General features: G+C 64.5%; 19 protein-coding genes and 1 riboswitch. Of the genes, 8 read left to right on the top strand and 11 right to left on the bottom strand.

Annotation, left to right across the window (positions count from 1 at the left end; translation table 11 throughout):
* Positions 1-150: 150 nt before the first annotated feature.
* Complete coding sequence (locus K0P03_RS35720; RefSeq protein ID WP_443020634.1) at positions 151-450, top strand: methylated-DNA--[protein]-cysteine S-methyltransferase; 300 nt, start codon at positions 151-153, stop codon at positions 448-450.
* Positions 447-1196, top strand: coding sequence for a 2OG-Fe(II) oxygenase (locus K0P03_RS31890; RefSeq protein WP_272791764.1), 750 nt, complete (start codon positions 447-449; stop codon positions 1194-1196). Before K0P03_RS35720 ends, K0P03_RS31890 begins: the two co-directional genes overlap by 4 nt.
* 146 nt (positions 1197-1342) lie before the next feature.
* Here the strand turns inward: K0P03_RS31890 and K0P03_RS31885 are convergent, their stop codons facing one another.
* The 6 genes from K0P03_RS31885 to K0P03_RS31860 all read right to left on the bottom strand — a co-directional run bounded on the left by K0P03_RS31885 (position 1343) and on the right by K0P03_RS31860 (position 7522).
* Complete coding sequence (locus K0P03_RS31885) at positions 1343-1843, bottom strand: methylated-DNA--[protein]-cysteine S-methyltransferase (protein WP_272791763.1); 501 nt, start codon at positions 1841-1843, stop codon at positions 1343-1345.
* Positions 1844-2077: 234 nt separating this feature from the next.
* On the bottom strand, positions 2078-2836 hold the full coding sequence (locus K0P03_RS31880) for an amino acid ABC transporter ATP-binding protein (protein ID WP_023516550.1): 759 nt from the start codon (positions 2834-2836) through the stop codon (positions 2078-2080).
* A gap of 29 nt (positions 2837-2865) precedes the next feature.
* Complete coding sequence (locus K0P03_RS31875) at positions 2866-3996, bottom strand: amino acid ABC transporter permease (RefSeq protein ID WP_272791762.1); 1131 nt, start codon at positions 3994-3996, stop codon at positions 2866-2868.
* A complete protein-coding gene (locus tag K0P03_RS31870) occupies positions 3993-5201 on the bottom strand; it encodes an ABC transporter permease subunit (protein WP_272791761.1) in 1209 nt (402 codons plus the stop codon). The genes K0P03_RS31875 and K0P03_RS31870 overlap by 4 nt, the downstream gene beginning before the upstream one ends.
* A gap of 65 nt (positions 5202-5266) precedes the next feature.
* Positions 5267-6298 (bottom strand): transporter substrate-binding domain-containing protein, encoded by a 1032-nt coding sequence (locus K0P03_RS31865; protein ID WP_050745151.1) that lies wholly within the window; start codon positions 6296-6298, stop codon positions 5267-5269.
* Between the two features lie 255 nt (positions 6299-6553).
* Entirely contained in the window at positions 6554-7522 is a 969-nt protein-coding gene (locus tag K0P03_RS31860; RefSeq protein WP_272791760.1) for a LysR family transcriptional regulator, read from the bottom strand.
* 132 nt (positions 7523-7654) lie between these two features.
* On the opposite strand from K0P03_RS31860, the gene glyA reads away from it, so the two are divergent.
* The 4 genes from glyA to K0P03_RS31840 all read left to right on the top strand — a co-directional run bounded on the left by glyA (position 7655) and on the right by K0P03_RS31840 (position 12307).
* Positions 7655-8932, top strand: a complete 1278-nt coding sequence (glyA, locus tag K0P03_RS31855; RefSeq protein WP_023516285.1) for a serine hydroxymethyltransferase — start codon at positions 7655-7657, stop codon at positions 8930-8932.
* 90 nt (positions 8933-9022) lie between these two features.
* Positions 9023-9919: a bifunctional methylenetetrahydrofolate dehydrogenase/methenyltetrahydrofolate cyclohydrolase FolD gene (gene folD / locus K0P03_RS31850; RefSeq protein WP_272791759.1), complete on the top strand. Its 897-nt coding sequence runs from the start codon at positions 9023-9025 to the stop codon at positions 9917-9919.
* A gap of 20 nt (positions 9920-9939) precedes the next feature.
* Positions 9940-10836, top strand: a complete 897-nt coding sequence (purU, locus tag K0P03_RS31845) for a formyltetrahydrofolate deformylase (protein ID WP_272791758.1) — start codon at positions 9940-9942, stop codon at positions 10834-10836.
* Between the two features lie 139 nt (positions 10837-10975).
* A complete protein-coding gene (locus K0P03_RS31840; RefSeq protein WP_272791757.1) occupies positions 10976-12307 on the top strand; it encodes a D-serine ammonia-lyase in 1332 nt (443 codons plus the stop codon).
* Positions 12308-12368: 61 nt separating this feature from the next.
* Here K0P03_RS31840 and ribB read toward each other — a convergent pair whose 3' ends face one another.
* From ribB to K0P03_RS31815, 5 genes are all read right to left on the bottom strand, one after another.
* A complete protein-coding gene (gene ribB / locus K0P03_RS31835; RefSeq protein WP_272791756.1) occupies positions 12369-13004 on the bottom strand; it encodes a 3,4-dihydroxy-2-butanone-4-phosphate synthase in 636 nt (211 codons plus the stop codon).
* A gap of 90 nt (positions 13005-13094) precedes the next feature.
* Positions 13095-13241, bottom strand: a riboswitch (FMN riboswitch).
* Between the two features lie 67 nt (positions 13242-13308).
* Entirely contained in the window at positions 13309-14097 is a 789-nt protein-coding gene (locus tag K0P03_RS31830; protein WP_272791755.1) for an SDR family oxidoreductase, read from the bottom strand.
* A 14-nt stretch (positions 14098-14111) separates the two neighbouring features.
* Positions 14112-15599 carry a sugar ABC transporter ATP-binding protein gene (locus K0P03_RS31825; protein ID WP_272791754.1) on the bottom strand — a complete coding sequence of 496 codons (1488 nt, stop codon included), beginning with the start codon at positions 15597-15599 and terminating at the stop codon, positions 14112-14114.
* Positions 15600-15618: 19 nt separating this feature from the next.
* On the bottom strand, positions 15619-16551 hold the full coding sequence (locus tag K0P03_RS31820) for a substrate-binding domain-containing protein (protein WP_024270639.1): 933 nt from the start codon (positions 16549-16551) through the stop codon (positions 15619-15621).
* 118 nt (positions 16552-16669) lie between these two features.
* Positions 16670-17644 carry an ABC transporter permease gene (locus K0P03_RS31815; protein ID WP_023517410.1) on the bottom strand — a complete coding sequence of 325 codons (975 nt, stop codon included), beginning with the start codon at positions 17642-17644 and terminating at the stop codon, positions 16670-16672.
* Between the two features lie 209 nt (positions 17645-17853).
* Here K0P03_RS31815 and K0P03_RS31810 point away from each other — a divergent pair, with 209 nt between their 5' ends.
* Both K0P03_RS31810 and K0P03_RS31805 read left to right on the top strand, forming a co-directional pair.
* Positions 17854-18663: a transketolase gene (locus tag K0P03_RS31810; protein ID WP_272791753.1), complete on the top strand. Its 810-nt coding sequence runs from the start codon at positions 17854-17856 to the stop codon at positions 18661-18663.
* Positions 18663-19631: a transketolase family protein gene (locus tag K0P03_RS31805; RefSeq protein WP_272791752.1), complete on the top strand. Its 969-nt coding sequence runs from the start codon at positions 18663-18665 to the stop codon at positions 19629-19631. The genes K0P03_RS31810 and K0P03_RS31805 overlap by 1 nt, the downstream gene beginning before the upstream one ends.
* Positions 19632-19698 lie beyond the last annotated feature (67 nt).

The raw sequence follows: 19698 nt of genomic DNA, 5'->3' as shown, positions 1-19698 counted from the left end.
GTCGCGCGCAGCGGAAAGGGCGTCTGCGCGATCCTGCTCGGTGACTGCGCCGAAGACCTTTCGGCAGACCTTGCCGCCCGTTTCCCCCGGTCCACGCTGGTTGAGGACGGGGAACGCGTGAAAGACGACATCGCGAAGGTGCAGCACTACATGGCAATACCCGCACGCGGGCTCCATCTCGCGCTCGATATGCGCGGCACGCCGTTCCAGCGCCGCGTCTGGGAAAAATTGCAGACCATCCCCGTCGGCAGGACGGTGAGCTACCGGGAGTTGGCCGGCTGGATCAGTCCGCTTGCCAACCCCCGTGCCGTCGGCAGCGCCTGCGCCGCCAATCCCATCGCGCTCGCCGTCCCCTGCCACCGCGTCGTGCGTGGAACGGGCGAACTGGCCGGCTATCGCTGGGGCCTCGAGCGCAAACGCGCCCTCATCGAGAAGGAAGCCACGGCATGAACGGCGCTGCAATCGATATCGTCCCGACCTTCGCGGAGATGTCCGCGGAGGCACGGGTCGCTACCTGCGACTGGACGGCGCTTGCCAGCGACCTCGACCGCTATGGCTGCGCCGTCCTTCCGGGGCTTCTCGCTCCGGAGGAATGCCGCAACCTCGCCGCGGTCTATGCCGACGAAACCCATTTCCGCAGCCACATCGTCATGGCGCGGCACGGCTTTGGAAGAGGCGAATATCGCTACTTCAAATACCCGCTTCCCGACCTGATCGGCGGCCTTCGCACCGCGCTCTACCCACGCCTTGCCGGCATCGCCAACGACTGGAACGGGCGGATGGGGCTGGACCGGCAGTTTCCCGAAGCACACGCGGCGTTCCTGAATCAATGCCATGCGGCCGGCCAGACCCGGCCGACGCCGCTCCTGCTGCAATATGTACCCGGCGACTTCAACTGCCTCCATCAGGACCTCTACGGCGATCTCTCATTCCCGATCCAGGTGGCGATCCTGCTTTCCGAGCCCGGCCGTGACTTCACCGGCGGCGAATTCGTGCTCACCGAACAGCGGCCGCGCATGCAAAGCCGTGTCGAGGTCGTGCCGCTGCGCCAGGGCGATGCCGTCGCCTTCGCCGTCCACAATCGCCCGGTCCAGGGCACGAAAGGCAGCTACCGCGTCAACCTGCGCCATGGCGTCAGCCGCGTCCGCTCCGGCCTGCGCCACACGGTTGGCATCATTTTCCACGACGCCCGCTGACGGCGCAGCCTGGATTTCCCACCCTCTGCCCGCCCGTCGCGCAATGCGCGGCGGGCTTTCCTGCCAGGTCCACAGCGCACACGACAACGCCGCGCCGGAGACCCGGCGCGGCGTCCGCAACGATTTTCTATCCGCTTTTCAGGGGTCTACCGGCTGCCGCTCTCGCGCCAGAAGAACGTGCTTGCGGCGGACGCCCACCGATAGCCCGATATCGAGCCGTCCTTCTTGATGACGCGATGGCACGGCACGATCACAGCGACTGGATTGCTGGCGATCGCAGCCGTCACCTCGCGCGCATCGCGCGTGCCGAGCCTTCCCGCCAAAGCCCCGTAGCTGGTGGTCTGTCCCGCCGGGATCTCGCGCAACAACTGCCAGACCTGTTTCTCATAGGGCGTTCCGCGCAAGTCGAGCGGCAGGTTGCAGCCGGCGGCAGGATCATCAACGAGCCCGGCCACGATCGCCGTCATGCTTGCGATCCCCTCATCGCTGCGTTCCAGCACCGCCTGCGGGAATCGCATGCGCAAGGCATCCTCCATCGCCATGCGCGCGGAGCTGAATTCGAGGGCCACGATGCCCTTCTCGGATACGGCGAGCAAGAAGTCGCCAAGGGAGCTGATCCCCCACGCAAAGCGGATGGTCTCGTGCATCGTCTGTTGCCTTCCCGGTTCGATATCGATCGAACATAGACGCCGGCACGACGGGCCTCTCTCCGTTCCTTGCTTTCAAATCGAAAGATCGATGGCCAACAGCTCCGGAAGGCGTGCCACGGCCAAGGTACATCAAGGCGGTCGGATGGCCCTCAGCCAAAGCAGAATCGCTTCGGCTGAGGGAACGCAGGAAAAAACAGGTAACCAGAGCAGTTCCGGTGTGCGGGTGTTGTTCTAGTGCTTCAGCACGCGGGCGAGGAAGGAGCGGGCGCGCTCGTTCTGCGGATTGTCGAAGAAACTGTCCGGCTTGCCGATCTCCAGGATCGCGCCCTGATCGATATAGACGATCCGGTCCGCCACCTCGCGGGCAAAGCCCATTTCGTGCGTTACGATCATCATCGTCATGCCATCGGCGGCCAGCTCGCGCATCACGTCGAGCACCTCGCCGATCATTTCCGGATCGAGCGCCGAGGTCGGCTCGTCGAACAGCATCAGGTGCGGCTCCATCGCCAGCGAACGGGCGATCGCCACGCGCTGCTGCTGACCGCCGGAGAGCTGGCCGGGATATTTGTGCGCATGCGCCTTCAGGCCGACGCGGTCGAGCAGCCGGAGCGCGGTCGCCTCGGCCTCGGCCTTCGACTTGCGGTGCACGCGCATCGGCGCGATGGTGATGTTCTCCACCACCGTCTTGTGCGGGAAGAGGTTGAACTGCTGGAACACCATGCCGACGCCCTTGCGGATGGCGGCAAGTTCGCTTTCGCCGCCGAGAAGGCGGTCTTCCTCGACGGGCATCGGATATCCGTCCACCACGAGGCTGCCATTCTGGTACATTTCCAGCCCGTTGACGCAGCGGATGAGCGTCGACTTGCCCGAACCGCTCGCGCCGACCACCACAACCACCTCGCCGCGCGCGACGGAAAGGTCGATGTTCTTCAGGACGTGGTGGCTTCCGTAGAACTTGTTGAGGGTCTTCATTTCGACGATGGTGCTCATGGAGCGGCCTCCGGTGGTGTTCGTCTCGCTCATCGGCCGCCCCTTGCAAGATGCTTCTCGAGCTTGCGGGCGGCGAAGGTGATCAGGGATCCGACGAGGAAATAGGTCAGGAACAGGAACGAATAGACTTCATAGGTGCGGTCGCCATATTGCGGGTTGGCGAGGATCATCTGGCCGGCACGCAGGAAATCCGTAAGGCCGATGATGAAGACCAGCGGCGCCGTGTTGAAGATGTCGAGCACGTTGCCGACGAGCGGCGGGACCACCACGCGAAGGGCCTGCGGCAGGACGATCGAGCGGTTGATGTCGAACTCGCTCATGCCGAGCGAACGGGCGGCTTCCGTCTGCCCGCGCGGCACGGCCTGCAGGCCGCTGCGGACATATTCGGCGACATAGGCGGAGTAGAACAGCGTGAAGCCGATCATGCCGCGGACCACATCCGCCAGATTGAGCTGCGGCGTCAGCACGGGCATCAGGATCCAGATCCAGTAGACGACCATGATGAGCGGGACCGAGCGCATCACCTCGACATAAGCCGTGCAGATCCAGCGCACGCTGGAAAAGCGGCTGCGACGGCCGAAGGCGAGCAGGATGCCGATCGGCAGGGTCACGATCGCTGTGACGAGCGTCAACAGGATGCTGAGCAGCAGGCCGCCCCACAGGCCGGCGCCGGGCGGTGCCATCACGGCGAAGATCGCAATCAACCCGACGAAGCTTGCCGGCACGAGCCCCTTGCGCACCGCCGGAACGCGGGAAATCAGCGCCCAGGACAGCCCGAAGACAACGACCAGCGCGGAAACGAGCAGGACGTTCGCAAGATCGTTCGTCCCCGTAAGGACCAGCGCAGCCGCCACCACGAGGAGAAGGCCGCCGGCATGCCGCCCGCGGAACGCGAAGACACAGCCCAACGCCGCGCCCAGCAGGGCGGCGATGATCATGGCTGCGACCCAGGTGCGCCACACCTGATCCACCGGGAAGATGCCGATCATCAGGACGCGCAGGCTTTGCGGAATGATGTCCCACTGCGCCACCGTCAACGCCCAGCTGGCAATCTGCCAGAAAAGCCAGAGCACCCCGGGAATGACAGTCAGGGACAGGAGAATATCGAACGGCTTGGCGAACAGGTTGTGCCGCGACCATTTCAGGGATTTGGCGATCATCGCGACGCTCCGTGTCTCGTCATGCGGCGGTCGGCCCAGCCGACGGCGGCGCTGATGGCCCAGCTGAGGATGAGGTAGGACGCCATCACGATGACGATGCCTTCGAGGCTGTGACCGGTCTGGTTCGCGATGGTGCCGTAGATGTTGAACAGCTCGGGATATCCGATGGCGATGCCGAGGGCGGTGTTCTTCGTGAGGCTGATATACTGGTTGCCGAAGGACGGGAGCACGACGCGGAAGACCTGCGGCAGGATGATGTCGTTGACCGTGTCGCGGCGCGTCAGACTGAGGGAAGCGGCCGCCTCCCATTGCCCCTTCGGCAGCGCGTCGATGGCGCCGCGCACGATTTCCGCGATGTAGGACGCGCTGTTGACGACGATGGCAAGCAGCAGCGCGGCCATTTCCGGGCTCATGCCTGTACCGCCGCGAGCCTGGAATTTCGAGGCGATGGGAACGTCGAGACCGACGATGCCCGTGGCAAACATCACTCCGCCAAGCAGGACGACGGCACCGGCGCAGACCCACCGGACTGTACCATGGCGATCGAACAGAACGCCGAGGATGGCGACCCAGAATGCCGTTGCGGCTGCGATGGCGAGGACCGAGTCGCCCCCCTGCCAGACGGGAACCGGAAAATAGAGACCCTGCTGGCTGATCACGACGCCGTAGAATTTCGCGGCAGCGGCGATCGGCGGGAAATGCAGGACGACGGCGAAATACCAGAAGACGATCTGGATCAGCAGCGGCGTGTTGCGCACGAACTCCACGCACCAGAAGGAGAGGTTGCGCACCACCCAGTTGGTCGAGAGCCGGCCGACGCCGAGCAGCGTTCCGAGCACGGTGCTGAGAAGGATGGCGAACACGGCCACCTTGACCGTGTTGAAGATACCGGTGACGAAGGCCTGGGCGATCAGGTGATCCGGCGTGAAGGTCAGGAACGTCGGCCAGACACCGTCCTCGAGGGCAACCGTCTTGCCTTCGCTGATATCGAAAGCCGCGGCATCCCAGAGGAAGGAAAAGCTGAACCTGATCCCGTGCCGGGCCAGCCCTTCCTTCACGGCAAAGGCAAAGAGGACCACGAGGACGATGGCCGCCGCAACAATGGCGGACTGGGTGGCATTGTACCGGATCCGGTTGCGGCGGCGGCGAGCCGGGAGATCGTCGTCGGCCGCGTTACCGGCCACGTTCGCTTGGTGCACAGTCATGTCGAAATACCAGAACCGATTGGAGGCCCGGGGCGTGATGCCGCCCCGGGCCGGTCAGGAAGGGATCAGTTCCAGAGGGGCGAGTAGATGGCGCCGCCTTCGGTCCACAGGGCATTCGGCGTGCCCTTGCGGTCGAGGAACATCCGGGTGTCCGGGCCGAGATTGCGCGCATAGACCTCGCCATAGTTGCCGACGGCCTTGACCGCCTGCGCGACGAAGTCGTCGGAAAGGCCGAAGTCCTTGCCGTAACCACCACCGACGCCGAGGAACTTCTGGACGAACGGGTCCTCGCTCTTCTGCTTCTCTTCGAGATTGGCCTGCGTGATCCCGGATTCCTCTGCCTGGAACAGGCCGTAGGTGACCCAGCGCAGCGCGTTGCGCCACTTGGAATCATTGGCCGCGACGAAACCGCCGAAGGGCGACTTGTCGAGCGTGTCGGGCAGGATCAGATAATCGGCCGGCTTCGGCGCGTTGCCAGCCCAGGCGGCAAGCGCCGACTTGTCCGTGCTCATCGCGTTGCAGCGGCCGGAATTGAGGGCGGCGAAGAGCTTTTCAAGGTTCTCGTAGGTCAGAACCTTGGAGCCTTCCCAGCCGCGTGCCTTGAAGGCGCTGGTGAGGACCGTTTCGGTTACCGAGCCCTGTGTCGTGCAGAAGGTGGCGCCGTCGAGATCGGCAAATTCCTTCACGCCCGACTCCGTCTTCACCATGACGCCCGTGCCGTCGTAGAAATTGACCGGCAGGAAATCGATGGCGATGGAGGATTCGCGCGCCGGCTTGATGGTGGTGTGCGCGAAGACGACATCGACCTGGTTGGTGAGGACCGCATCGAAGCGGCTCTTGTCGGTGACCGTGACGAACTTGACCTTCGATGCATCGCCGAGGACCGCGGCGGCGACGGCGCGGCAGAAGTCGACGTCGAGGCCTTCCATCTGGCCCGTCGTGGTGTTGAGGTAACCGAAACCGGGCGCGGTGTTGTCCGTGCCGCAGTTCAGCGTGCCGCGCTGCTTGACCGTGTCGAGGACGGACGCCGACGCGTGACCTGCGGTAACGGCGAGACCGGCAAACACGCCGGCCGTGAGAAGCTTGATCAGTTTCATTGCAGTCCCCTGTGAATATCGCGAGCGCCCTGCACGCTGGTGCAGAGCCCGGTTCTCATGCCGAGAGCTGATTTGGGCGATAGGGCAACAGCGGCTCTTGCCGTTCTGTAGCGATTGTTCCCGCCATTGGCCTAAGTCCGCCGTTTGGTAGACAAGCTGCGAACCCATATCAATCGACAGGGGGACGATAGGAACACGATTTGTTCAGGTCTACTTAATTCTGCTTTACGTACTATTTAGCAAAACTGTTTGATTTTAATCGTCGGCATTGCCTTCGGAGCCCGCGTCGAGCGCAATCGGCGCTTCGTTCTTGCCCGTGGGGAGCCGGCGACGAGAACCGATCCGCGCGTTGATTTCCGCGATGAAGGCCTGAACGGCGGGGCTGCGTTTCTCCCCCTTGCGGAAGGCCAGCGAGATCTTGCGGCGGATCTCCGGCTCGACCTTGCAGACCCAGACGTCCTCGAGGTCATAGCTCGCCCGAAGGCCCGGCAGGATCGAGATGCCATAACCTTCCCGGATCAGCGCGATCGTCACCTCGAACCCCTTGCAGCGGGCGACGATGTTGGGCGTGAAGCCGGCCTCCTGGCACGCATCCGTGATCATGCGGTTATAGGTCGAGGAGGCGGTATCGAGCGCCCAGCGCTCGTCGCGCAGCTGGTGCAACATGACGGTCGGCTGCTCGGCCAGCGGATGGGTCTGGGACACCATCACATTGAAGACGTCCTCCATCAGCGGGATCGTTTCGATGTTCGGATCAACGGCGCCGGCGGGCACGTTGAGATCGTCAACGATCGCGATGTCCGTCTGCCAGCTGCGCAGGGCCGCAAGGCTCTCGGCGGGTTCCATCTCGTCGAACTGCACCGTCAGATGCGGATGGAGCCGATGGAGGCCCTGGATCGCCCCCGCCACCACCGCCGCAGCGACAGAGGGAAAGGCTGCCACCCGCAGCTCGCCGGCAATCACCTTCTTCAGCTCGGCGATGTCGGCTCGGGCTGATTCGAGCTCGATGAGGATCCGCTCCGCCCGTTCGACAAGCTGCTTTCCGGCCGGCGTCAGCTCGACGCCGCGGCCCCGCCGCTCGATGAGGTCGATGCCGACCTCCTGTTCCAGCAACGCGATCTGCTGCGAGACGGCGGACGGGGAGACATAGAGCGCCTCGGCCACCGCGGCCATGGTCTTGCGGATCGACAGTTCGCGCAGGGCGCGCAAGCGGGCAAGGTCCATTCATTCCTCCTCATGTCGAGGGAAGAATGATTAGCAAATCAGAACGCATGTGCAAATATTATTAACTTTTTCTGGATCGAAGCCATGGCTAGCCTTTCTCCAAGCCCTCATACCCTCTTGTGGAGACAGGTCATGACCGAACAGACGAAAGCCTATTTCAACGCCCCCGTTCACGAGCGCGACCCGCTCGTCGCCGGTGCCATCGACAACGAGCGCAAGCGCCAGCAGGACCAGATCGAGCTCATCGCATCCGAGAATATCGTCAGCCGCGCCGTGCTCGACGCTCTCGGCCACGAGATGACCAACAAGACACTGGAAGGCTATCCCGGCAACCGCTTCCACGGCGGCGGGCAGTTCGTCGACGTCGTCGAGCAGGCGGCAATCGACCGCGCCAAGCAGCTCTTCGGCTGCGCCTATGCCAACGTCCAGCCCCATTCGGGCACGCAGGCCAACCTCGCCGTCTTCTTCCTGCTGCTGAAGCCGGGCGACAAGGTTCTTTCGCTCGATCTCGCCGCCGGCGGCCACCTCTCGCACGGCATGAAGGGCAACCTGTCGGGCCGCTGGTTCGAATCGCACAACTACAATGTGGACCCGGAAACCGAGGTCATCGACTATGACGCGCTGGAGCGTATCGCCGAAGAGGTTCGCCCGACGCTGCTCATCACCGGCGGTTCGGCCTATCCGCGCGAACTCGACTTCGAACGCATGGGCAGGATCGCCAAGAAAGTCGGCGCATGGTTCCTGGTCGACATGGCGCATATTGCCGGCCTCGTCGCGGGCGGCGCCCACCCCTCGCCGTTCCCGCATGCCGATATCGTCACCTGCACCACGACCAAGACGCTGCGCGGGCCCCGCGGCGGCCTGATCCTCACCAACAACGAGGCCTGGTTCAAGAAGCTGCAAGCCGCCGTGTTCCCGGGCGTCCAGGGCTCGCTGCACAGCAACGTGCTCGCCGCCAAGGCCGTCTGCCTCGGCGAAGCGCTGCAGGACGACTTCAAGGTCTACGCCGCGCAGGTCAAGGCCAATGCCCGCGCGCTTGCCGAGACCCTGATCGACCGCGGCGTGCGCATCGTCTCCGGCGGCACGGACACCCACATCGTGCTGGTCGACCTCTCGAGCAAGGGCCTGATCGGCAAGCAGGCGGAAGATCTTCTGTCGCGTGCCAACATCACCGCCAACAAGAACCCGATCCCGGGCGACAGCCCGCGCCCGCCGGAATGGGTCGGCATGCGGCTCGGCGTCTCCGCCGCCACCACCCGCGGCATGAAGGAAGAGGAGTTCCGCACGCTCGGCACCATCATCGCCGACCTCATCGAGGCGGAAGCTGCCGGCACGGCGGACGAGGTTGTTGACGGCGCCAAGGCCAAGGTGGCCAGACTGACGGCGGCCTTCCCGGTCTACGCACACTAAGCGCACGAAATCCGAACCGAAAAGGGCCGCGCTACGCGCGGCTCTCCTTCCGGCCCGCGGCCGGGCCTTGGGGATGCGAAAGGGAGCGTCATGGGAATGGATAGAGTTGCCGGCGGGGCGATCATCGACGGCAGGATGTTCGCGGCCGGCCTGCTGGACGATGTTGCGGCGAAAGTTGCCCGGCTGAAGACTGCCACCGGCACCGTGCCGGGGCTCGCCGTGGTGCTCGTCGGCAGCGATCCCGCCAGCGCCGTCTATGTCGGCTCGAAACATCGCCAGACGGCCGCCGCCGGCATGAATTCCTTCAAGCACGAACTTCCGGCCGACACGACGCAGGACGAACTGATGGCGCTCATCGGCCGGCTCAACGTCGATCCTGCCGTGCACGGCATCCTCGTCCAGCTACCCCTGCCCGCTCATCTCGACGCCAACGCCATTATCCAGGGCATCAACCCTGACAAGGATGTCGACGGCTTCCACGTTTCCAATGCAGGACGCCTTTCCACGGGCCAGTCGGCGCTGGTGCCCTGCACTCCGCTCGGCTGCCTCATGCTGCTGAAAGATCGGCTCGGCGGCGACCTTTCCGGCCTGCATGCCGTGGTGGTCGGCAAGTCGAACATCGTCGGCAAGCCGATGGCGCAGCTGCTGCTTTCGGAAAACTGCACGGTGACGATCGCCCATTCGCGCACGCGGAACACCCCGGAGCTCTGCCGCGCCGCGGATATTCTCGTCGTCGCAGCCGGGCGGCCGGGCCTCGTGCGCGGCGACTGGATCAAGCCGGGCGCCACCGTCATCGACGTCGGCATCAACCGGGTGGAGATCGACGGCAAGTCGCGCATCGTCGGCGATGTCGCCTTCGAGGAGGCCCGCCGTGCCGCCGGCGCGATCACGCCCGTTCCGGGCGGCGTCGGACCCATGACCATCGCCTGCCTGCTTTCCAACACGCTCACGGCCTTCAGCCGCCAGCACTCCGTCGCCATCGACTGATCGACCCGAAAGGATCGCCAATGTCCGCTCTTTCCAACCGCTATGCCCTGCGCGTCGCCTGCCCCTCGATCCGCGGCGTGACCGCGGCCATCGCGACCTACCTCTCCGCCAACGGCTGCAACATCTCCGACAGCGCCCAGTTCGACGACAAGAGCACCGGCCGCTACTTCATGCGCGTCAGCTTCCAATCCGAAGAGGGCCGCACGCTGGAAGACCTGCGCGAGGGCTTTGCCGAGATTGCCGCAACCTATCAGGCGGATGCCGAATTCTTCGACGAGACGACCAAGCGCAAGGTCGTCCTGATGGTCTCGCGCTTCGGCCATTGCCTCAACGACCTGCTCTACCGCTGGCGCATCGGCGCCCTGCCGATCGACATCGTCGGCGTCATCTCCAACCATTTCGATTACCAGAAGGTGGTCGTGAACCACGATATTCCCTTCCACCACATCAAGGTGACGAGGGAGAACAAACCGGAGGCCGAGGCCGAGCAGATGCGCGTCGTCGAGGAGACGGGCGCCGAGCTCATCGTGCTCGCCCGCTATATGCAGGTGCTCTCGGACGAGATGTGCCGGACCATGTCGGGCCGGATCATCAACATCCACCACTCCTTCCTCCCGTCCTTCAAGGGCGCCAACCCTTACAAACAGGCCTTCGAGCGCGGCGTGAAGCTGATCGGCGCGACCTCGCACTACGTAACCGCCGACCTTGACGAAGGCCCGATCATCGAGCAGGACACGGTGCGCGTGACGCATGCCCAGAGCGCCGAAGACTATGTCAGCCTCGGCCGCGACGTGGAGAGCCAGGTGCTCGCCCGCGCCATCCACGCCCATATCCACGGTCGCGTCTTCCTCAATGGCAACCGGACCATCGTCTTCCCGCCCTCGCCGGGCTCCTATGCCTCCGAGCGCATGGGATAGGGTCCACCACTGCGGCCCATGAAAGACATCGCCGCCGGCGCACGCCTTGCCAGGCCGTTGTCGCCGCGGCTATCGCAACGCCCCGAAGACCGGCAAGCCAATGGCGCGGCGCGCGCCTTCCCCGACGCAGGATCACGACATGGCCATCCACCTTCCTGATAATCCCGCCCGTTCCGATGTGCTGGCGGGACGCCCGACGCTCTGGACGAACCCGCACTACACCGAAAACGCAATCGCGGATGCGACGCTTCCCGTGCAGCCATCGGATGTGGACGAGGCGCAGGAAAACTGGCGGCGGCTGGCGCCGCTACTGGAAACCTGCTTTCCCGACCTGAAGGCAACGCGGGGCGAAATCCGCTCCGATCTCGTGCCGCTGGAGGCCATGCGCAAGGCGCTGGACTATGACGACGCGCAATTCGGCACCCTTCTCGTCAAGGCGGACAGCGCCCTTCCCGTCGCCGGGTCGATCAAGGCGCGCGGCGGCGTCTACGAGGTCTTCCTGTTTGCCGAACTGTTGGCCCGGCGCGAGGGTCTGCTGATGGCGGATGAAGACATCCGGCGCCTTGCCGCGCCGGACGCGAAAGCCTTCTTTTCCCGCTACACCATCGCCGTCGGCAGCACCGGCAATCTCGGGCTCAGCGTGGGCGTCGCGGCCCGCGCCCTCGGCTTCAGGGCGACGGTGCATATGTCCGCCGATGCCAAGGCCTGGAAGGTGGAACGGCTGACGCGGCTCGGCGTCGAGGTTGTCCGGCACGATGCCGACTATACGACCGCGGTGGAAAATGCCCGCATCGCCGCCGAGAGTGACCCGACGATCTATTTCGTCGACGATGAGCAATCCCGGCACCTTTTCCTCGGCTACAGCGTCGCCGCGCTGGAACTCGCCGAACAGCTTCAGGCCCGCGGCATCGTCGTCGATGCCGACCATCCGCTGTTCCTCTACCTGCCCTGCGGCATCGGCGGCGCACCGGGCGGCGTCGCCTATGGTGCAAAGAAGGTCTTCGGGGACAATGTGCACTGCTTCTTCGTGGAGCCGGTTCAGTCGCCCTGTGCGCTGGTCCATCTCATGAGCGGTTCCGAAGATCTTGTCTCGGTCTACGATGTCGGCCTGACCAACAGAACGGAAGCGGACGGCATGGCCGTCGCCCGCATGTCGGCCTTCGTCGCCACCGTCATGCGCCGCATGCTGGCCGGCATCTTCACCGTCGACGACGCATCCCTCTTCCGCTGGCTCCTCAGCGCCCACCAAAGCCAGAACCTGCGCCTCGAACCCTCCGCCGCCGCCGGCTTTGCCGGCCCGGATTTCATCGTGAAACATCCGGCGGGCAAGGACTTCTGCGCATATCAGCGGATCGGCGACCATCTAACCGGGGCCACCCACATCATCTGGACCACGGGCGGCGCCTTCGTGCCGGAGGAGCAGTTCCAGACCTTCCTGCACACCGCGAACGACATCGCCGCAACGGATTGACGGAACTGCCACGCCCATGCCGCCGAACTCACGCGCAGCGGCATGGTCCTTGACCTGATCGTTATGCGGCGACGGCAGGCATGTTGCCGTCACGGGCGGCGACATGGGCGATGAGATCCTCGATGCTGATCAACGGCAGCTGGTGGATGGCCGCGAAATCGATCAGTTCGGGCAGACGGGCCATCGTGCCATCATCGTTGGCAACCTCGCAGATCACGCCCGACGGGCTCCTGCCGGCAAGGCGCGCGAGATCGACCGCAGCTTCCGTGTGGCCCGGACGGCCGCGCACCCCACGCGGATGCGCGCGCAGGGGAAAGATGTGGCCCGGACGGGCGAAGTCTTCCGACCGGCTCGCGGGGTCCATGAGCGCCTTGACGGTTGCCGCGCGATCGGCGGCCGAAATTCCGGTCGTCGTGGCGGGAAGGTAATCGACGGAGACGGTGAAGGCCGTATGAAGATATTCCGTGTTCTGCGGAACCATCAGCGGGATGTCGAGCGCATCGAGCCGCTCGCCTTCCATCGCCACGCAGATCAGCCCGCGGGCGTGTTTCATCATGAAGGCGATCGCCTCCGGGGTCACCGCATCCGCGGCCACGATGATATCGCCCTCGTTTTCCCGGTTTTCGTCATCCACGACGACAATCATGCCGCCGCGCGCAAAGGCCGCGATTGCGTCTTCAATTTTCGAGAGTGCCATTTCATTGCCTTTCAAGGGTTGCCGATGCCGGCGTTTCAATCCCTTGGGCGAACAGGCCCGCGACCGCCCGGGTGAAGGACGGTTCCGCAGACATGTCCTCTTCCATCCGGACTGTGACCGTCGGCCCCGGCATCGCACCGGATCTGCTGACCTTCCGCGTCAACGGAAGCGCTCGCGGGCTCCCGGATCGCTCCGGATACCGCCGGTGGGGAGTTTCACCCCGCCCTGAGAACAGGCGTAAATAGGGAATTCTGGTGGAGGAATGCAAGGGCCGGCATCGCCGGCCGCGCAGAATTCCCGACGGCTACCAGCAGCAGAAGCCGCCGTCGACGAGGAGGTCGACGCCGGTGACGAAGCTCGCGGCCTCCGAGAGGAGGAAGACGGCCGGGCCGACCATCTCGTCGACAGCTGCCATGCGCTGCATCGGCGTCTGTTCCTCGAAGAGTTTCGTCTGGTGCACCATTTCCGGCCGGGTGTTCATCGGCGTCGCGGTGTAGCCCGGGCTGATCGTGTTGACGCGGATGCCGCGGCCGACCCATTCCATCGCCATCGACTTGGTCATGTGGATGACGCCGGCCTTGGAGGCATTGTAGTGGCACTGGCTGAGGCCGCGGTTGACGATGACACCGGACATCGAGGCGATATTGACGATCGCGCCGCGGCCGGTCTTCAACATGGCACGGGCTTCGGCCTGGCAGGAGAGGAAAACGCCCTTCAGGTTGATGTCCATCATCGTCTGGAACTGGTCTTCCGCCATCTCCTCCGCCGGATTGGCGTTGGCGATGCCGGCCGCATTGACGGCGAGCGTCAGGGAGCCGAGTTCCGCTTCGGTGCGGGCGACCGCCTCGGCGAGCGCCGCGCCGCTGGTGACATCGGCGGCGATCTGGATGCTGCGGCGTCCGGCCCGGGCGATGAAGTCGGCCGTCCGGGCGAGGCCGTCGTCGGTGCGCCGGTCGAGCAGCGCGACATCGGCGCCGCACTGGGCGAGGCCGATGGCGATGCGCTGGCCGATGCCGCTGCCGGCGCCGGTCACGAAGGCGACATTGCCGGAGAGATCGAACAGTTTCGGCGCGTTGAGCGTGATGTCGGACATGAATGCTTCCTTGTTCAAATCGTTGCCAGTTCCATGACCGAGACGTCGTTCGCGTCCTCGCGGTTCAGGATGCCGGCCTGCTTGCCCTGGGCCATGACCATGATGCGGCTGGACACGCCGAGCACCTCTTCGAGGTCGGAACTGACCACGATGACGGCGACGCCCTCCCGCGCAAGGTCCATGATGAGATCGTAGATCGACGAGCGGGCGCCGACGTCGATGCCGCGCGTCGGTTCGTCCAGCACCACCACCTGCGGCTTGCGCGCCAGCCATTTGGCCAGCACCACCTTCTGCTGGTTGCCGCCGGAGAGTTCACCGGCATTCTGTCCGCCGCGGCCCTTCACGCCGAATTTCTTGATGTAATCCTCGGCGAATTCGCGAATGCGGCGGGTGGAGAGCCAGCCGCTGCGCGCGATCTCGCCGAGGTTGGCATAGCCGATATTTTCCGCGATCGAATGGTCGAGCACCACGCCCTGCAGCTTGCGATCCTCCGGCACGAGGACGATGCCGTTGCGGATCGCATCGATCGGCGAGCGCGGCGTCACCGGCTTGCCATGCAAAAACACGTCGCCGGCAGAAATCGGATCGGCGCCGGTGATGGCACGCACAAGCTCGGTGCGGCCGGCGCCCATCAGCCCGGCAATGCCGAAAACCTCGCCCCTGCGGACGGCGAAACTGATGTCACGAAAGGCTTTGGTCGGTGAGGATAGGCTGCGCACCTCCAGCGTCACCTCCTCCGTCGGCACGGGGAGCGCGGGGAACATGCGCTCCAGCGAGCGGCCGACCATGGCCTCGACGATCGTGCGGATCGGCACGTCGCCGCTGTCGAATTCCTGCACCTTGGCGCCGTCGCGCATGACGACGATACGATCGGTGATCTGGCGGATTTCCTCCAGCCGGTGCGAGATGTAGATGATGCCGACGCCTTCGGATTTCAGCCGCTCGATCTGCCGGAAGAGGGCCTGCGTCTCCTCGCCGCCGAGCGCCGCGGTCGGCTCGTCGAGGATGAGCAGGCGCGCATTGAGCGTCAGCGCCTTGGCGATTTCGATGAGTTGCTGTTTTCCGGTCGAAAGCCCTTCGACGAGGCGATCAGGCGAAACGTCGAGGCCAAGGCGCTGGAGGCCGGCGCGCGCCTTGTCCTCCATCGTCTTGCGGTCGAGCCGGCCGGATGTCATGGGATAGCGGCCGACGAAGACGTTCTCGGCAATGGACAGCTTCGGCAGCAGCTTCAGTTCCTGGTGAATCATGCCGACCCCCTCGTCCATGGCGGCGCGGGGATTTGCGGGGGCATAGGGCTTGCCGAGCCAGGTCATCTCTCCGGCGGAGGGTTGAACGGTACCGGAAATGATGTTCGACAAGGTCGATTTCCCGGCACCGTTCTCGCCGAGCAGCGCCACGACCTCTCCCGGATGGATGTCGAGATCGACACCGTGAAGAACCTTGATCGGACCGTAGGATTTCTGAATCCCGCGGAGCGACAGGATGGGAGAGCGGGTCGTCATGGCGCTGCTGCCTTTGCGGTTACGGGTGGCTCTTGACGAATTCCGGCGCATTCTCGCAGGTCGTCAGCACGGCATTCGGCGTCTGGCGCTCCTCGACCTTCTGGCCTGCGGCGACGGCGAGCGCGGATTCGACAGCGAGAACGCCCATCTTCTGCGTGCTCTGCGTCGCAGTGGCTATGAACGGGCCCTTGCACTTGGCGAGGTATTCGAGGGCCGAGACGTCGCCGTCATAGCCGCCGATGATCACCTTGTCCGAGAGGTTGGCGACGTCGACCGCCTTGGCGGCACCCATGGCGAGACCGTCGGCCTGGCCGAAGATGATCGTGATGTCCGGGTTGGCCTGCAGCATGTTCTGCGCGATCGTGAAACCTTCGTCGGCCGACCACATGTTGCTCCACTGCTGGTCGATCAACTCGACACCCTTGGCCTCATCGATAGCGCGCTTGCAGCCGGTGAAGCGGTCGACTTCCGGTGTCGTGCCCTTCTGGCCGTGAATGATCGCCATCTTACCCGCGCCACCGGCCTTGCCGATGATGTACTTGCAGACTTCATAGGCGGATTCGACGCTCTCGCCGGCGATGAACGTATCACCCGGCGCGCCCTCGGGCGTACGGTCGACGTTGATGACGGGAATGCCGGCCTCGCGGGCAAGGCGGGTCGGCACGGCGGCGGCGGCAGCGCCCGCCGGAATGTAGATGAAGGCGTTGATGTCCTGCGTCATCAGGTCCTGCACCTGGCTGACCTGGGTGTTGGTGTCGTTCTTGGCATCGACCACGACGACTTCGATACCCTTTTCCTTGGCATGTTTCTCGACGCCGAGCTTGATCTGGTTGAAGAAGTCGGCCTGCAGGTTCGGCACGGCAAGGCCGATCTTCTTGACCTCGGCGGCGGTTGCGGGAAGTGCGAGCACGGACACGGCGCTCGCCGCGATCAGCATTTTGGACAGTTTCATGGTTTCTCCTCCGGGTTGCCCGGCAGCCCCCGCCCCTGCAGGAAGCCGCCTTCCTTTTGCCGGCCCGCACCATTGCGGGCCGTTTTCGCCTCCCCGCCGGCAGCGGGGGTGAACGGTCCTACTTGCGCTTGCGGTAGGTCTCGGCCGTCACGGCGAGCACGATGACGGCGCCGATGATGACCTGCTGCATGAAGGGCGAGACGCTGAGCAGGTTGAGACCGTTGCGCAGCACGCCGATGATGAGGACGCCGATGATGGTGCCGCCGATGCCGCCCGTGCCGCCCGAAAGCGAAGTGCCGCCGATGACGACCGCCGCGATGGCGTCGAGTTCATAGGAGACGCCCGAGGAAGGCTGCACGGAGTCGAGCCGGGCGGCGAGCACCATGCCCGAGAGGCCGGCAAGGAAGCTGCACACGACATAGACGAGCACGGTGGCGCGCTGGACATTGATGCCGGCAAGACGCGCGACTTCGGCATTGCCGCCGATGGCGTAGAGCACGCGCCCACCATGGCGGTAGCGCTGGTAGAGAAGGCCGACGATGAAGACGACGATCATCACGGCGACGGTGAGCGTCAGGAAGCCGCCGAAGCGCACGATGGCCATCATGTTGAACCAGGCCGGAAAGCCGATGATCTGCTGGCCGTCGGTGATCATGTTGGCAAGGCCGCGGGTGATCGACATCATGGCGAGCGTCGCGATGAAGGCCGGCACGTTGAAGCGCGTGATCAGAAGCCCGGCGATCAGGCCGTTCAAGGCGGCCGCCGCCAGCGCCAGCGGAATGGCAAGCCCCATCGGCACGCCGGCGACGACGTTGAGATAACCCAGCACCATCATGGCGAGCGCCATGACCGAGCCGACCGCAAGGTCGATGCCACCGATCAGGATGACCATCGTCATGCCGACGGCCATGACGCCGAGCACCGTGATCTGGTCCAGAACGTTGAGGAAGTTGCGTACCGACAGGAACTTGTCCGTCGCAAAGGTGAGAAAGAGGCACAGCACGATGAGGCCGATCAGCGGCCCCGTGGCGCCGCGCAGCGACGGCAGCATCACGCCTGCGAAGCCCTGTCTTTCCTTCACATCCGCCACCATGAGCACTCCTCCCGGCCGTTCTCGGTCTTGCGTTTTCTCTGCAGCATAAATATTCATTAGTGTGTGTAAATTCGTATCGCATCCCGTTGGAGTGTGTCAAGGCGCCCTTCCCGAATTTTTTAGAACTCACTGATGGAATTTTTCCTTGACTTGCAGACCACTCGTGCAAATATATCTATCAATGTATATTTATTCATCATGAGGATTTCATGCATCCGAACGATCTCGACCGTATCGCTCGCCAGATCCGCCTTCGCGATCTGCAAGCGGTGTTTGAAGCAGGCGCAGGCCATATCGGTGGGGAAATGTCCGCCATCGACATCCTGACGGCGCTTTATTTTCGCATCCTCAACGTTTCGCCGGACGAGCCGAAGCGGCCGGATCGCGACCGGTTCGTGCTGTCGAAGGGACATGTGGCCCTGGCGCTTTACGTCACGCTCGCCAAGCGCGGTTTCATCCCCGAGGAGGAAATCGCGACCTTCCTGAAGCCGCATTCGCGACTTAACGGCCACCCGAACTGCAACAAGGTGCCGGGCGTCGAGACCAATACCGGCCCGCTCGGCCATGGCCTGCCGGTCGCGGTGGGCATGGCGAAGGCCGCCAAGCTGACCGGCGCGACCTACCGCATCTATGTGCTGACCGGGGACGGCGAGATGCAGGAAGGTTCCAACTGGGAGGCGATCGCCTCGGCCGCGCAGTTCGGCCTCGACAACCTGACGCTGATCATCGACCACAACCGCTTCCAGCAGGGTGCTTCGCTTGAGGACACCAACAATCTCGCCCCCTTCCCCGCCAAGCTCGAAGCCTTCCGCTGGGATGTCACCGAGATCAATGGCAATGCCATGGACGAAATCGTTCCAGCGCTGGAAAAACGAGGGGCTCGCCCGCATTGCATCGTCGCCCACACAAACAAGGGCCACGGCATTTCCTTCATGCAGGACAAGGTCGACTGGCACCACAAGGTGCCCAATGCCGAACAATACGAAATTGCCGTGGCTGAGCTTTCGGAGGCCCTTTGATGAACGCCGTAACCCCTTCCGTTAAGCTTCACGATTGCCGCGACGCCTTCGTCGCGGTGCTGGAGCGCCTCGGCGCCGACAATCCCAAGGTCGTGGCCGTCTGCAACGATTCCGTCGGCTCTTCCAAGCTCGGCGGCTTCAAGGCCAAGTGGCCCGAACGCCTCGTCAATGTCGGCATCGCCGAGCAGAACCTTGTCGGCGTCGGCGCAGGCCTTGCCAATGGCGGTCTGCTGCCCTTCGTCTGCGCCGCCGCCTGCTTCCTCACCGGCCGCTCGCTGGAGCAGATCAAGGCCGACATCGCCTATTCCAACGCCAATGTGAAGCTCGTCGGCATTTCCTCCGGCATGGCCTATGGCGAGCTCGGCCCGACGCACCATTCGATCGAGGATTTCGCCTGGACGCGCGTCCTGCCGAACCTGCCGGTCATCGCGCCTTGCGATTCCATCGAGACCGCCGCCGCCGTGGAATGGGCCGCGAAATATGACGGCCCCGTCTTTCTGCGCCTCTCGCGCGTCGGCGTACCGGACCTGCTGCCGGCCGGCCACACCTTCGCGCTCGGTAAGGCCAACCTGCTGCGCAACGGCGATGCCGTCACCCTCATTGCCAATGGCACGCTGACCCATCGCATGGTAAAGGCCGCCACCATCCTCGCCGAACAGGGCATCGAGGCGCGTGTCCTCAACATGGCGACCGTCCGGCCGATCGACGTCGAGGCCGTGGTCGCCGCGGCGCACGAGACCGGCGCCATCCTGACGGCGGAGGAGCACTCGACCTTCGGCGGCCTCGGCTCCGCCATCGCCGAAGTCGTCGTGGCGGAAGCGCCCGTACCGATGAAGATCCTCGGCGTGCCCGGCATTTTCGCACCCACCGGCTCCGCCGAGTTCCTGCTCGACGAGTTCGGCATGTCGCCCGCCGCCATCGCCGAGGCGGCCGTCGCCCTGATTGCGCGAAAAGCTTCCCACGCGTGATCCCGCGCGGTTAGATTTCGCGCCGGGCGCGGCAAGACCTCCCTTTCGCCGCGCCCCCTCCAATTCC

Source organism: Shinella sp. HY16 (assembly GCF_028534175.1).
Lineage (GTDB): Bacteria > Pseudomonadota > Alphaproteobacteria > Rhizobiales > Rhizobiaceae > Shinella.
Note: the sequence above shows the minus strand (reverse complement) of the source record. Positions and strands in the feature narration are given on the sequence as shown.